Consider the following 13,938-nt stretch of genomic DNA (forward strand, 5'->3'; position numbering starts at 1 on the left):
CATGTTTACTCGCGTCCTTCGCCAGAGCTTCCGCCGCCAGGAGGGCCAGGCCCTCGTCGTGGCCGCCCTGATGGTGCTCATCATGTCCATCGCCGTCCTGGCGACGGTGAACATCGGGCACACCATCCACGAGCGCATCCGCCTGCAGAACACGGCGGACGCGGCCTCCTACTCCATGGCCGCCATGGAGGCGCGCGCGTTCAACTTCTACGCGTACGCCAACCGGACCCAGGTGTCCCACTACGTCTCGGCGATGATGTGGCAGTCGCTCCTGTCACTCATCTACTTCGCCGAGGCGTTCCTCACGGACATCTACGGGTTCATGAAGACGATCAACCCCTGCGCGGGAGATCCTGACGGGGTCTTCTGGACAGTGGCCTGTCCCATCCTCGAAAACCTGGTGCCATACCTCAGCCAGATCATGAGGATCATCGAACGCTTCATGGACACGTACAAGACGCTGCTGAGGAGCTTCCAGCAGATCTTGTTCAACGCCAACCCGGACAAGATCATCGGCAAGTTCGTCATCCCCACGCACCGGGTGCTCAACGGGGTGATGTTCTTCGCCTCGCAAGCGGTGATGGCCTCCACCGTCTCGCACGTGCTGCAGACCACCGACACGGTGATCGCCGCCAACGACAAGAACGTGGACTCGAAGCTGAGCCAGCTGGCCTCGGGCGCGCTCAACGTGTGCCTCTTCGATCAGCCGCACTTCCGCGAGGCGGGCGCGCACCCGCTCAACCCGATCCGCAACCCCTTCCAGCCCATCGATCCGCGAAAGTGGAAGCACTCGGAGAAGGAGGCGCGCGCCAAGCGCTCCATGGGCGCCATCACCAACGCCACGCGCTACGCGTGTGACGCCGAGGGGGGCGCGTGCCCCGAGGGCTTCATCACCTCGCGCAAGCTGGGCGATCTCATCCCGCTGCCGGACGGCCTGGGCATCATCCGCGATCTGCTGAGCTCGGACATCGACACGCCGATCTTCAAGTTCGCCAAGTACGGGCAGACGCGCATGCTCACGTACAACAACCCGAACCGGAGCAAGATCACCCAGACGGGCAGGCCCTACACGCCGCGCAATACGATCCGCGACTGGAACGACGGCATCGAGCCCACGCTGGGCATGCTGGCGCAGGGCGACAACATGGGCTCGGACGACGTGTACTGGATCAAGTTCGGCCCCGAGGGCTTTGGCCCCTTCCGCAACCCGTTCGCGTGCGCGGAAGACGACAACCCCCGTGAGTGCTGGGGCGATCCGCGCAAGGACTACAAGGACACCGGGAGCCAGAAGCTGCCCTTCAAGCACGTGACGAAGAGCAGCATCTGGGCGATGAACGAGTACGAGGACTCGCACAACGACGGTGGCGTGCATTGGCGCATCCACCACACGCGCCAGCCGCCGGGGGACAACTGGAGGCGGCTGTTCCGGCCCTCGGGTCCGGAGTCCGAGGTGGGCGTCCACCGCAGCGAGGTGTGCCTCATCAAGGTGTTCGGTCGCTGCGCGCCCCTGGCGCCGGAGATCGACGTGTACGCCGCCAATGTGATGCCCGCGGAGGACGGCAACCACCCCTGGGGTGGCATCGTCCCGTTCATGCACTTCGAGCCCGGCCAGTACGCGGGCACCTGCGGCGGCGCGGCCAGCAACGAGGCGGCGGCCACCCGCTACCAGCACGACTTCAACCAGCCCTCCACCTGGGTGGCGCTCAACAAGACGCCCGATCAGATCATCAACAAGGGGAAGACGGACCACGCGGGCACTGGCTCCAACGACATCGCGCTGCTCAACGACAACGGGCGGGTGAAGTGGAAGTTCGCCACCAGCACGCCCACGCTGAACATGAAGAGCGTCGCGGATGGCTCGAAGCTGATCTTCCCCACGGGGCTCAACGTCATCTCGCGCGGGCAGGCGTACTACCACCGCCCGGGCAACTGGGCCGAGCACCCCAACTTCTTCAACCCGTACTGGCGGCCTCGGCTCGCCTCCGTCTACCAGGGCCGGCATACGCTGCCCTACGCGGGGCAGTTGATCGACAGTCTGCCCGGGGTGTTGAAGGACATCCCGCCGAAGATCATCACCCACTGAGGACCGACCCATGAGACTGCCTGCCCAGCGTCAGTACGCCCGGCGTGGCGCCGCCACGGTCGAGTTCGCGATCATCGTGCCGGTGCTGGTGACGATCCTGATGTTCAGCATGTACCTGACCGAGTTGGTGCGGGCGAAGATCAAGCTCCAGGAGTTCTCGCGCTACGTCGTCTTCGAGATGACGAGCTACACCCTGAGCGACTTCGCCAATGCCCAGCACGACCAGGCTTTCACCGACGCGCAGACGGAGATGATGGAAGAGGCCGTCGAGCGCTACAAGGATCTGGACTCGGTGGAGCCCAACGCGCCGGGCGGCAACTTCGTCGCGAAGTTCGCGGAGGTGGCGGGTACCGTGCAGAACAAGGACGTGCCCTTCATCGAGGCGGGCCTGGTGCTGGGCAACGCCAACGAGGGCTTCGCCAGCGACGTGCTGGGAGCGATCAACGGGGGAGCCAACGGGCTGCTCAGCTTCTGGCGCTTCAACACCAAGGGGTGGGTGGAGACGGAAGTGACCATGAAGTACAACAACGCCATCCTCCCCGAGAGCTACCTGGACCAGGGGCGGGGCGCGTTCTTCAAGGTGGACCCCTTTGGGGGCAAGAGCATCGCCAGCCTGGAGCTCAAGCAGCGCTTCTCCATGTACGCCGACCCCTGGAACATGGAGGACGGCGGCGATGCCACCATCCGCGGGCGTCGCGCGGGCGCGCACCGTGCCGGCTCCGAGGAGTTCAGCCACGGACTCTACCGGCAGGTGAACCGGATGGTGTTCCTCGGGGTGAAGGATCGACTGTTGGGCGAGTCGAGCATCATCAGCGACCTGGGCTCGTTCCTCGCGCAGATCTTCCCGGCCTTCCTGGGCACCTTCGTCGTTTCGCACAACTACACCGCCAACCCCACGGACGAGTGGGATCGCGAGTGCATCGGCGGCGACACGGGCATCGTGTCCTACCCCGCGGAGGCCCAGGGCGGCCTCAACAACCTGGACAAGTTCTCCCAGCTCGACCACCCACGGCCCAAGTGCTTCGACACTGCCCCGTTCCGCGACCAGCCGTACGAGCGCTCGCAGTACATCAAGATCTTCCAATCGCGCGGCGACTTCTTCATGGGTTGCAAGAACGCGCAGGCGAATGATCCCTCCGCGCCCCAGAGCACCGAGGCGACCCAACGTGACGAGAGCAAGACCAATGCAGTCAACTGCGAGTAGGGCCCTGGCCCGGCTCGTGGTGCTGGGCGTGATGCTGATGGCCGTGGTGGCTCGCGCCGAGCAGGAGCTGCCCGTCTACCCCGGCGCGGTCCACACGCGCATCGGCAAGGACCTGATCATCTCCGGCGAGTACTACCGGCTGGCGTACTTCACCACCGACGACTCGATGGAGAAGGTGGCCGACTACTTCGTCAAGCACTGGCGCTCCCAGGGTTACCCCACCGTGGTGGAGGGGGACATGGTGCAGGAGGCGGTGGTGTCCGCCCTCTTCACCCGCGAGGGGCTGCAGCGCGGCGTGGTGCTGCGCAAGCACCTGGGCAAGACGGTGGGCTTCTCGGCGCTCCGCGACCTGTGGGTGCGCGCCCCCCGCAAGAAGGACGGCGGGCTGGTGAAGCTCGAGGGCACGCTCTTCAGCCAGGACATCACCACGCGCGATGACCCGGGTGGCTCGCAACACCGCTCCTCGTTGGTGAACGCGCCCCTGGTCAGCGTGCGCGATCAGGTGACGCAGGAGTTGACGCGGCAGGGCTTCGCCATGGTGCGGCAGACGGGCGCGACGCTCGGCGGCGAGGAGCGCTTCACCCTGGAGCACGCCCGCAAGGGAGAGCAGGTGGTGACGACGCTCAGCCGCGTGGACGCGGAGACCACGGCGGTGCTGCAGATGTGGGTGGGCTCGGATCGGCCGGACGCGATGCCCAACGACGAGGCCGTGCGCCAGAGCCGGCAGGACTGGGAGCGCGAGCAGAAGGCGAAGAAGGAAGCCGCCGCCCAGGGGGCCACGCCATGAGGGCGCTGGCGCTCACGCTCGTGCTGCTCGCGGCGGTCCCCGCCTCGGCCGCCATGCCGGGCAAGTCCCTCATGGACCACCTGGCCAAGGGGCTTCGCACCACCCAGGTCGGCGACTGGGTGACGTACAAGCTCGATGGCGGCGGTGCGCGCGTTCACTACTGGCGGCTGGCCGTAGTGGGGGAGGAGAAGGACAAGCTCGGCCGCGACGCGCTGTGGCTGGAGATGGAGATGGGCACGCACCCGGCCATGCGCTCGCCCCTGTCGCAGATCCGCATGCTGATCGCCCGGGGCGATGGGGTGGCCTTCGACGCCAACGGGATTACCCGCCTCATCGTCGCCATGGGCTTCGACAAGCCCCAGGAGTACTCCGAGGAGGCGCTCGACTGGGCCCTGAAGAAGCCCGAGAAGACCCAGAAGGCCGCGCCCCGGGGCCAGACGCCCGCCGCGTCCGTCGTGGTGCGTTCGGGCAAGGAGGCGCGGCTGATGACGCCCGCGGGCACGGTGACCGCCGTCCCCGTGGAGGTGCTCTACCGCGCCACTGTCGTCAAACGCACATGGCTGAGCCGGGAGATTCCCATTCTCAACCTGGCCAAGGTCGAGATCCCCCGGATTGCCCACGCCCTCGAAGTTCACGAGTATGGAGTGAACGCCAAGCCCCGCATGCTGCTACCGGACCCCAAGACACCGACGGTGAAGATGGGGTATGCGGAGAAGGTGTTCCCCCAGCTGCCTTGGTTGGAGGAGGAGACCCCATGAAGGACCTGAAGAAGACCCGCTCCGCCCGGAGCCGCATGCGCGGCCAGTCGATGGTCGAGTATTCGATGATCAACTGGGTCCTCGTCGTGGCGCTCGTCATCGGCGCCAGCGTGAAGATCCGCTGGACGGATGACAGGCAGTCCAACGTCATCGACCTGTTCCTCGAGGCGTACCAGGTCTATTACGACTCGTACTACTTCGTGCTGAACCTGCCGTTCCCGTGACGAAGCCGTCCCCGGCGCCCGTCCGCTCCTCGCTGGGCCTGCGCCTGGTTCACGCGGCCGTCTTCCTCGCCTTCGCGGCGGCGGCGACGGTCGCGGCCCTGCCAGAGTGGCGGCACGGCCTGGACGTGCTGGGGCGCGCCTATCACGTGGGCACGCCGCCCCGGGCCGTCCTGGTGCTGGGCTCGGTGCTGGCGGTGGCCGGCGCCTCGAGCCTGCTGTTCTCCCTGCTCCGAAACCGCTCCGCTCCCATGGTCGCCTCGTGGCTCATCCTCGGGGGCCTGGTCGCCAGCATCGTCGGCACCGCCGGCAGCCCCGAGCCCGAGCGCCCCACGGAGGTGGCGGCCAACACCGCCCTCATCCAGCTCGGACAGCGCGTGCAGGTTGCCATGGTGAGCCAGCTCCAGGAGCGCGGCGAGGTGCCGGTGGCGCTCGGCCCCTGGCAGCACGCTCTGGAGCGGGTGGCGCCCCCGGGCCGCTTCCGCACGCGCGGCTTTCGCGCCGTACCTCCCCAGGTGGTGGCCGTGGCCACGCCCGAGGCACTCCCCGCGCCGCTGCTGCCGGGCGCGCTGCTGCTTCACGTCTCTTCGGATGGGGCCTCCTTCGAGCTGCGCCTCGTGGGCCTCTCTCAGGGAGAGCCCCAGGTGCTGCGAGACGAGACCGGCGCGCCCGTGGTTTTGCGCGGACTCTTCAACCCGAGCCTACCTGCTACGCCTGCTCGCTCGCTCCCGTGATGCCAGGTCGGCTGCTCGCGCCCAGAGTAAAATAGCCCTTGATCCGCTAGCTTCCATCAGGGAGTACAGGCTTTGCTGTCCTGTCACGGGAGGTCGTTTTGACACCCGATGCGTCGCACGGATAACATCTCACCCCGCGTCCGCGCCTTGGCGCCACTTTCCGTTTCATTTCCCTCAAAAAGTTTTCACGCCACACGGCGTACCTGCGTCTCCCTGGGAGGTCCTGAGAAATGCTGAAGGGTAAGACTCCGCTCATCGTCGCCATCGTCCTCGGTCTGTTGGCCGGTGTAGTTGCGTACTCGGCCATCAAGAAGAAGGAGGCGGATGTCCGCCGCGGTTGGAACCTGGTCCCGGTGGTCGTGGCCGCCCAGGACATCCCCGAAGGCACCATCATCACCTTCGACATGATCTCCCAGCGCTCGGTGCCCGAGCAGTTCGTCACCTCGTCCGTGGTGAAGCCGGACTCGGCCACCTACGTGGTGAACCAGAAGGTGCTCGTGCCGCTGCAGGCCGGCGACCCGTTGCTCTGGAGCCAGTTCGAGACCACCAAGGCCGCCGAGCGCCTGTCCTCGAAGGTCCAGAAGAAGGGCCGCGCGATCACCCTGGAGGCCAAGGCCATCACCGCGGTCGGTGGCTGGGTGCGCCCCAACGATCACGTGGACGTGATCGGCACCTTCCGTGATCCGCAGACCGACGAGCAGGTCGCCGTGACGCTGCTCCAGAACGTGATCGTTCTGGCCACGGGCAAGATCACCGGTACCACGAACGTGAACCTCATCCCCGAGGGTCAGCGCGAGTACAACAACGTCTCGCTGCTGGTCATCCCGGAGGAGGCCGAAATCCTCGTCCTGGCCTCGGAGATGGGCAACCTGACGCTGTCGCTCCGCAACGAGGACGACGTGGACATCATCGAGGAGCGCGGCCGCGCCACCATCAGCACGCTGCTCTCCGGTGAGCGCACCCGCGTGCTGGAGCAGAAGCGCCGCGAGATCATCACCATCATCAAGGGCAACTCCAAGGAGCAGAACGCGGGCGTTGGCTCTCCGTAGTCGGGCGTCCTTGCCCAGCCCACCGCGTTCCTAACTTCCCCGGGAGCCTCCCCTCATGTTGGCAGGAATCGTCCTCCTCCTCGTCACCGGCGCTGTCTTCTTCTTCAGCCTGGTGATCTTCACGGTGCTCGCGAAGGCCTACGAGCAATATCAGGAGCGCTACGTCGCCAAGTCGATGAACGACTTGAGTGACATGTTCCTGTTCATCGACGCGCGGCAGATGTTGATCCTCAACATCGCGTCGATGTGCCTTCTGGGCATCCTCAGCTACATCATCTTCAACCCCATCCTCTGCGTGGGCATGACCATCTTCGGCTTCTTCCTGCCGATGCTGACGGTCAAGCACTACCGCAAGCGGCGCATCAAGAAGTTCAACGTGCAGCTGGTGGACGCGCTCCAGGCCATGGCCAACGCGTTCAAGGCGGGTCTGACGTTCCCGCAGGCCATCGAGCACGTGGCGCGCGAGGCGCTGCCGCCGCTGTCCCAGGAGTTCGGCCTCTTCGTGAAGGAAGTGAAGCTGGGCGTGCCCCTGGAAGAGGCGCTCATCAACATGGCCAAGCGCGTGGGCAGTGACGACCTGGAGCTCGTCGTCGTGTCCACCAACATCGCCCGCCAGCTCGGCGGCAACATGGCGGAGATGTTCGAGACGATCTCGACCGTTATCCGTGAGCGCTTCCGCCTCGAGGGCAAGATCGACGCGCTGACCAGCCAGGGCAAGCTGCAGGGCTGGATCGTCGCCTCCATGCCCGCGGTGCTGGGCATGGTGCTCAACGCCATGCGTCCGGACCTGATGGAGCCGATGATGAACCACATCTTCGGCTATCTGCTGGTGACGGTGATCGCCATCATGGAGATCCTCGGCATCCTCATCATCCGCCGCATCGTCAACATCGACATCTGACGGAGAAGACGACCGTGCAGGACATCCTCACTCAATTCTTGCTGGGCGGCTCGGCGCTGTTCGCCGCCGCCGCGGCCGCCTTCCTCGGCATCGGCATCTACAACAACTACTTCGAGACGTTCGTCTCGGAGGTGCAGGGCGAGTCCGCGGGCGGCATGAAGGGCGCCGGCTCGGTGGCCATCCGCAAGCTCGGCGCGATGAACCGCCGGGTCATGTGGCCGGGCTACGAAGCCAAGATGCGGAAGAACCTCATCAAGGCCGGTGATGTGAACGGGTACAAGCCCGAGGACATCATGGCCCTGCAGGAGGTCGGCTTCGTCGCCGGTCTGCTCGGCGGCCTCATCCTCGCCAACGGCCTGGGACAGAATCTGGCCTGGTCGCTCGTCGTCGCCCTGTTCGGCATGTACTACCCGATGATCTGGGTGAACGATCAGGTCAAGAAGCGTCACCTGCAGATCTCCCGCGCGCTGCCCTACAACCTGGACCTGCTCACGCTGTCGGTGGAAGCGGGCCTCGACTTCACCGCCGCGCTCGCCAAGGTGGTGGAGAAGGGCAAGACGGGCCCGCTCAAGGACGAGCTGGCCCTGGTGCTCAAGCAGCTGAAGATGGGCAAGACGCGTGAAGAGGCCCTCAAGGCGATGATCGTCCGCGTGGACCTGCCGCCGCTCACCACCTTCGTCACCGCGCTCATCCAGGCCGACAAGATGGGTACGAGCCTCGGTAAGGTGCTGCGCATCCAGTCCACGCAGATGCGCATCGACCGCACCCAGCGCGCCGAGAAGCTGGCCGGCGAGGCCCCGGTGAAGATGCTCTTCCCGCTGATCGCCTGCATCTTCCCGACGGTGTTCATGGTGCTCTTCGGGCCCATCGTCTTCGCGTTCATGTTCGGAAACGTGGGGGGGTAGGTCCTGGGGTTCAGGCTGACCATCGCGAAGGGTCTCCAGGAAGGCCGGGAGATCTCCTTCGAGGATGACGAGCTGACGATTGGCCGCACCTCGGAGAACCAGGTGGTGTTGCACGATCACGGCGTGTCTCGCCGCCACGCGCGCCTCTTCGCGCGCGGCGGCAGGCACTACGTGACGGACCTGGGCAGCGCCAACGGCACCCTCGTCAACGGCAAGGCCCTGCTCAAGCTCAAGGAGCAGGAGCTGCGTGAGGGGGACCGAATCTCCCTTGGCGGGGTGGAGTTCGTCTTCTCCCAGCTGTCGCCGTCGCCGTCGCCGCCGCCGCCGGAGGAGGCCACCCGGATGGTGCCCTCCCGGTCCATCGCTCCACGCTCGAGCACGCGCATCACCCGCGCGAACACCGAGATGGAGATGCAGGCCATCGAGGCCGAGGACACCGGCAAGCACCGCATCGTCAGCGAGGCGGAGGTGACGGGTTCTGCCTCGGGGAGTGGAGCCGCCACCCTGGCGGAGATGCCCGCGGTGGTCGCACCCGCCGCCGGCGCGGCTACCGTGGCGGAGATGCCCGCGGTGCTGGCTCCGGCCGCCGGTACCTCCACCCTGGCGGAGATGCCCGCCACGATTCGTTCCTCGCCGCCCCTGATCGCTCGCCCTTCGCCACGCACCGCCGCGGCCAAGGAGCTGGGGAGCGCCAAGCCGTCGGCCGCCGAGCGCGCGCGCGAACGCCGGCAGATGCGCGAGACCCTGGGCGGGCAGCTCGTGGTCTGGTGGAAGGAGCTCTCCACGAAGGGCAAGTCCATCGCGGGCGTCTTCACCGGGCTCGTGGTGGTCGGCGTGATGGCCGTGCTCTTCAGCGTGTTCAAGCCCGCCCCCGACGGCCGTCCCAAGGGGCCCGAGCCCACGCAGATCAGCATCTCTCCGCTGCCGGACTCGTTCGGACTGGGCGAGGGCGTCCAGTGGACCAACCCGGACCAGAAGGCGTTCGACTTCGAGTTCGTCTCGCCCACCCGGGCGGTGGCTGTCCTACATTACCAGGCCAGCAACATCTCCGAGCAGGAGGTGGACATCACCCTCAACGGGGTGAGCCAGGGCTGGGTCCCCGGTGACACGGCCACCGCGGCCGAGCGAGAGATCGAGCTGGTGCTGGCCCTGTCGCTGCTCAAGCGCAGTGAGCGCAACCAGCTGGCCTTCGACAATGTGCGCAACCCTCCGGGCCAGGAGAGCTGGCGCGTCTGGAACGTGTACGTGGAGGTCATCCCCGTGCCCGAGCTGCCGCTGGCCGAGCTGCTCACCAAGGCACGCGAGCAGGCGACCGCGGGCGAGCGCTTCTACGAGCAGAAGGATGTAGGCTCGGAGAACCTGTTCAAGGCCTGGAAGAACTACCGCTCGGCCTGGCTCACCCTGGAGGCGCTCGAGGACAAGCCGGACCTCTACAATGATGTCCGCTTCGCCCTCCAGCAGACGAGCGCGGAGTTGGACCAGCAGTGTCGTAAGCTGATGCTCGATTTTCAACGCAGCTTGCAGTTCCGAGATGGGGACAAGGCCAGGGCCACCGTGCTGGAGGTCAAGAGGCGCTTCCCTACGACCGAGCATCGCTGTCACAATCTGGCTCTCGAAAAAGCGGCACAATACGAGCTGCCGTTAGACTGAACCCCCGGCTCTCGTAGGAAGCGGTGATTCACATGGCGAACCCTCCTCCCACGGCGCGACGTCGCCCCTCCACGTCCTCTGGCAGCTCCGCTGGCGGCAGCGGACCGCAGCGGCCCGCCCGCAGGACTGGAGCCGCGCCGCCGGTACGGCCCGAGTCCACGCCCTTCAGCGGCCCCAAGCTGGTGGTCTCCGGCGGGCCCAAGGCCGGCGAGGAGTTCAACCTGCAGGAGGAGGAGTACGTCGTCGGTCGCTCGACCGACAACCCCATCTGCATCGCGGACACCTCCGTCTCGCGCAAGCACATCATGCTGCGGCGGGTGGGGCAGGGCTGGACGGTGAGCGATCTGGGCTCCGGTAACGGCACCCTGGTCAACGGCGAGCCCATCAACGACGAGACGGTGCTGGCCAACGGCGACGTCATCACCATGGGCGACACGGAGGTGACGTTCACCGACGTGGCCAACTCGACGATGATGGTGGACATCACCGCGGGCCCCTCGCGCTCGCGGCCCTCCACCTCGGGCGCCGCGCCGGGCCGTCCGCCTCCGCGCCCCGAGCGGGTGCGTCCCGCGCGCGCGGGCGCGGCGAAGGCCGTGGATCCGCAGGCGCAGCGCAAGAAGAAGATCATCATCGGCTCGGTGGCGGGCGTCATCATCGTCGCCGGCCTGGGCCTGGTGGGCCTGAAGATGCGCCAGAAGGCGGCCGAGGAGGCCCGGACGGCCGTCTCCCTGCGCAAGGCGCAGGTGCGTCAGGAGAACGCGGCGGTCTTCCAGGACGCCAAGAACCACATCCGCGAGGGTCGCTGGACCGAGGCCAAGGCGCTGCTGCTGGAGCTGCAGGAGAAGTCGCCGGACATGGGCCTGCAGGACTACCTGGACCGGGTGGAGAAGGAGATCCCCAACCAGGAGCGCGTGGTGGCCGCCGAGGCGGCGCTCAAGGAGAAGCGGCTCGCGGTCGCTAAGGGCGAGCTCGACAAGGTCACCCCGGACACGCAGATGTACGAGCAGGTCAACAAGCTCAAGCGCGAGCTGCGTGACACCTCGGACTCCCAGGCCAAGGCGGCGCGGGCCCTGCTCGACACCAAGCAGCTGGACCCGGCCCGGCAGGCCAAGGCCTCCATGGAAGACGTGCTCGTGGTGTTCCCCGAGCACCGCGACGCCAAGCTCCTCAACGAGGAGGCCACCAAGCTGATCGCCCAGCTGACCTTCGTGGCGCCTCCGCCTCCGCCCCCGCCGCCCAAGGATCCCTGGGAGGCCTCCGTGGCGCGCTTCGTCGACGGCGACTTGTCGGGCGGAGTGGCGCTCGCCAACGCGTGCGTGACGAAGTCGAACAAGTGCAAGGGCGGCCTCAAGGACATGACGGAGTTCGGCAACCTCTACAAGAAGCTGGAGGACCTGGACGCCAAGGGCCTGGCGCGGCTGCTGGCGCTGGACAAGGACATCACCGGGCCGCGGGGCCCCAGCAAGATGGCCAAGAACGCGGGCACGCGCGCGGCGAACATCTTCTACAAGAGCGCCTCGGCGGCGAAGGCCGCGGGCCAGTGGTCGCGCGCCATCGAGTACGCGCGGCGCACGCTTCAGGCGGACCCCGGCCACGCGGGTGCCTCCAACATCGTCAATGACTTGAGGTCCAAGGCGAAGGAGATCTACCTCCAGGCCTATACGCTCAAGGCCGAGAACCCCGAGGACGCCATCCCCAAGTTCAAGGAGGTGATCGCCATGACGCCTCCGGATGACGAGAACCACCAGAAGGCGAAGAACTGGCTCGAGCAACTCCAGAGATGAAGCGTCGGCGAGGAGCGGCAGGAGATGCTCCTGTCGCTCCCGTGCGACAGGGAGATTTGTTCGGCGCGTCGGCCGCGACGCCACCGCCGCCGGAGGTGAGGCTCTCTTCGGAGAAGAAGCCTCCCCCGGACAAGGCGCCGCCCGCCGAGAAGGCCCCCGTGCCCGAGAAGCGACCGCCCGCGCCCGCGCCGGTGGTCATCGAGACGGTGGTGGCCGTGGTGCAGGAGGTCTCCGTGTCCCTGCCGTCGCTGCCCGGGGCGCCCCCGCGTCCGGCGCGCACGGTGCTCTCGGTGGGCGAGCTCACGCGGCAGCTCAAGGACACGATCGAGTCGCGCTACCCGCGCGTGCTGGTGCGCGGTGAGGTGTCGGGCTTCCGGGGCGCCAACGCGCGCGGGCACCTGTACTTCACCCTCAAGGACGTGGACGCCTCCATCGACGCCAAGGTGTGGGCGTCGCAGGCCTCCCGGCTGCGCTTCGCGCTCAAGGATGGGCTGGAGGTGGTGGCCGAGGGCAGCGTGGACCTGTACGCGCCCCAGGGCCGCTACAGTCTCATCATCCAGCGGGTGGAGCCGGTGGGGCAGGGCGCGCTGGCGCTCGCCTTCGAGCAACTGAAGGAGCAGCTGGCGGCCGAGGGCCTCATCGGCGATCGCCGCATCCGGCCGCCGCGCCCCTTGCCCTTCCTGCCTCGGCGCATCGGCGTGGTGACGAGCCGCACCGGCGCGGCGCTGCAGGACTTCCTGCGCGTGCTGTACGGGCGCCACCCCCGGCTGAGCGTGCTGGTATGCGACGCGCGCGTGCAGGGAGAGGGCTCCGCGCAGGAGGTGGCCCAGGCCATCGAGCGCCTGGGCCGCACGGACGTGGACGTCATCGTCGTGACGCGCGGCGGCGGCTCGGTGGAGGACCTCTGGACGTTCAATGAGGAGGTGGTGGCCCGGGCCATCCACGCCTCGCCGGTGCCGGTGGTGTCGGCCATCGGGCACGAGATCGACTTCACCATCTCCGACTTCGTGGCGGACTTCCGCTCGCCCACGCCCAGCGCGGCGGCGGAGCGGCTGGCGCCGGTGCTCAGCGACCTGGAGCTGACGCTGGACACCCACGCCTCGCGGCTGCGCCAGGCGGTGGAGCTGCGGGTGCTGGAGCTGCGCGAGTACCTGGGCAGCCTGTCCTCGCGGGTGGTGGACCCCCGGCGGCGCCTGGGCCAGCAGCGGCTGCACCTGTCCGAGCAGCTCGAGGCGATGATGCGGGTGCTGAGGCCTGCCCAGCGCGAGCGGCGGGAGCAGCTCCGGGGCTTGCAGGAGCGGCTCCAGCGCGCGCTGCCTCAGGCCCGGGTGGGAGAGCAGCGCGCGCACCTGCTGCGGCTGGCGGCGCGGCTGCACGAGGCGGCCCGCTCGGGCATCGCCACCCGGCGCGCGGACCTGGCCAAGGGGCAGTTGGGGCTGGAGCGGCTCTCCCCGGCGGCTCGGGTGGCCACGGAGCGGGCGGCGCTGGCGGCCCGGAAGGCCCGCCTGCTCGCCCTCCAGGGGCAGGTGCTCTCCGACGCCCAGCGGCGCTTCCAGCGGCTGGAGGGCCGGCTGGATGCCATGAGCCCGCTGAAGGTCATGTCGCGCGGCTACGCCATGGCCTTCCGGAAGCGGGACGGGGCGGTGGTGCGCTCCGTGGAGGACGTGCAGCCCGGGGAACTCCTGGGTATCAAGCTGACCCGGGGCGTGGCGAAGTCCCTGGAGGGCTGCGAGGAGATCGAAGCCACCGTGACGGCGATAAAAGGGCCGGTGGACTGCTGAAGGACCGACAGTCCACACTGGCTCCGGGCGGGGGCCTCCTTTAGAGTCCGCGCGCCCAATCTTCACCGATGTGGAGGTGTC

General features: G+C 67.6%; 12 protein-coding genes. All 12 read left to right on the top strand.

What is annotated here, in order from left to right; genetic code table 11:
- Position 1 precedes the first annotated feature (1 nt).
- A complete protein-coding gene (locus SYV04_RS23770; protein ID WP_321548157.1) occupies positions 2–2,083 on the top strand; it encodes a Tad domain-containing protein in 2,082 nt (693 codons plus the stop codon).
- Positions 2,084–2,093: 10 nt separating this feature from the next.
- On the top strand, positions 2,094–3,287 hold the full coding sequence (locus SYV04_RS23775) for a TadE/TadG family type IV pilus assembly protein (RefSeq protein WP_321548158.1): 1,194 nt from the start codon (positions 2,094–2,096) through the stop codon (positions 3,285–3,287).
- The gene (locus SYV04_RS23780; protein ID WP_321548159.1) at positions 3,268–4,074 is read left to right on the top strand and encodes a hypothetical protein; all 807 of its coding nucleotides are present in this window, start codon (positions 3,268–3,270) and stop codon (positions 4,072–4,074) included. The genes SYV04_RS23775 and SYV04_RS23780 overlap by 20 nt, the downstream gene beginning before the upstream one ends.
- Positions 4,071–4,832 (top strand): hypothetical protein, encoded by a 762-nt coding sequence (locus SYV04_RS23785; protein WP_321548160.1) that lies wholly within the window; start codon positions 4,071–4,073, stop codon positions 4,830–4,832. Before SYV04_RS23780 ends, SYV04_RS23785 begins: the two co-directional genes overlap by 4 nt.
- Positions 4,829–5,056: a hypothetical protein gene (locus SYV04_RS23790; RefSeq protein ID WP_321548161.1), complete on the top strand. Its 228-nt coding sequence runs from the start codon at positions 4,829–4,831 to the stop codon at positions 5,054–5,056. The genes SYV04_RS23785 and SYV04_RS23790 overlap by 4 nt, the downstream gene beginning before the upstream one ends.
- Positions 5,053–5,787, top strand: coding sequence for a hypothetical protein (locus tag SYV04_RS23795; RefSeq protein ID WP_321548162.1), 735 nt, complete (start codon positions 5,053–5,055; stop codon positions 5,785–5,787). The genes SYV04_RS23790 and SYV04_RS23795 overlap by 4 nt, the downstream gene beginning before the upstream one ends.
- 230 nt (positions 5,788–6,017) lie before the next feature.
- Positions 6,018–6,836, top strand: a complete 819-nt coding sequence (cpaB, locus tag SYV04_RS23800; protein WP_321548163.1) for a Flp pilus assembly protein CpaB — start codon at positions 6,018–6,020, stop codon at positions 6,834–6,836.
- Between the two features lie 55 nt (positions 6,837–6,891).
- Entirely contained in the window at positions 6,892–7,737 is an 846-nt protein-coding gene (locus tag SYV04_RS23805; protein ID WP_321548164.1) for a type II secretion system F family protein, read from the top strand.
- Between the two features lie 14 nt (positions 7,738–7,751).
- Positions 7,752–8,642, top strand: a complete 891-nt coding sequence (locus SYV04_RS23810) for a type II secretion system F family protein (protein ID WP_321548165.1) — start codon at positions 7,752–7,754, stop codon at positions 8,640–8,642.
- A gap of 21 nt (positions 8,643–8,663) precedes the next feature.
- A complete protein-coding gene (locus tag SYV04_RS23815) occupies positions 8,664–10,292 on the top strand; it encodes an FHA domain-containing protein (protein ID WP_321548367.1) in 1,629 nt (542 codons plus the stop codon).
- A gap of 32 nt (positions 10,293–10,324) precedes the next feature.
- Complete coding sequence (locus SYV04_RS23820) at positions 10,325–12,076, top strand: FHA domain-containing protein (protein ID WP_321548166.1); 1,752 nt, start codon at positions 10,325–10,327, stop codon at positions 12,074–12,076.
- Entirely contained in the window at positions 12,073–13,857 is a 1,785-nt protein-coding gene (gene xseA, locus SYV04_RS23825; protein WP_321548167.1) for an exodeoxyribonuclease VII large subunit, read from the top strand. Before SYV04_RS23820 ends, xseA begins: the two co-directional genes overlap by 4 nt.
- Positions 13,858–13,938: the final 81 nt, after the last annotated feature.

Source organism: Hyalangium ruber (assembly GCF_034259325.1).
Lineage (GTDB): Bacteria > Myxococcota > Myxococcia > Myxococcales > Myxococcaceae > Hyalangium_A > Hyalangium_A rubrum.

What these genes read in the sequence shown, in the direction of transcription:
- SYV04_RS23770 (WP_321548157.1), top strand. Translation starts at nt 2, where the DNA reads ATGTTTACTCGCGTCCTTCGCCAGAGCTTCCGCCGCCAGGAGGGCCAG.
- SYV04_RS23775 (WP_321548158.1), top strand. Translation starts at nt 2,094, where the DNA reads ATGAGACTGCCTGCCCAGCGTCAGTACGCCCGGCGTGGCGCCGCCACG.
- SYV04_RS23780 (WP_321548159.1), top strand. Translation starts at nt 3,268, where the DNA reads ATGCAGTCAACTGCGAGTAGGGCCCTGGCCCGGCTCGTGGTGCTGGGC.
- SYV04_RS23785 (WP_321548160.1), top strand. Translation starts at nt 4,071, where the DNA reads ATGAGGGCGCTGGCGCTCACGCTCGTGCTGCTCGCGGCGGTCCCCGCC.
- SYV04_RS23790 (WP_321548161.1), top strand. Translation starts at nt 4,829, where the DNA reads ATGAAGGACCTGAAGAAGACCCGCTCCGCCCGGAGCCGCATGCGCGGC.
- cpaB (WP_321548163.1), top strand. Translation starts at nt 6,018, where the DNA reads ATGCTGAAGGGTAAGACTCCGCTCATCGTCGCCATCGTCCTCGGTCTG.
- SYV04_RS23805 (WP_321548164.1), top strand. Translation starts at nt 6,892, where the DNA reads ATGTTGGCAGGAATCGTCCTCCTCCTCGTCACCGGCGCTGTCTTCTTC.
- SYV04_RS23820 (WP_321548166.1), top strand. Translation starts at nt 10,325, where the DNA reads ATGGCGAACCCTCCTCCCACGGCGCGACGTCGCCCCTCCACGTCCTCT.
- xseA (WP_321548167.1), top strand. Translation starts at nt 12,073, where the DNA reads ATGAAGCGTCGGCGAGGAGCGGCAGGAGATGCTCCTGTCGCTCCCGTG.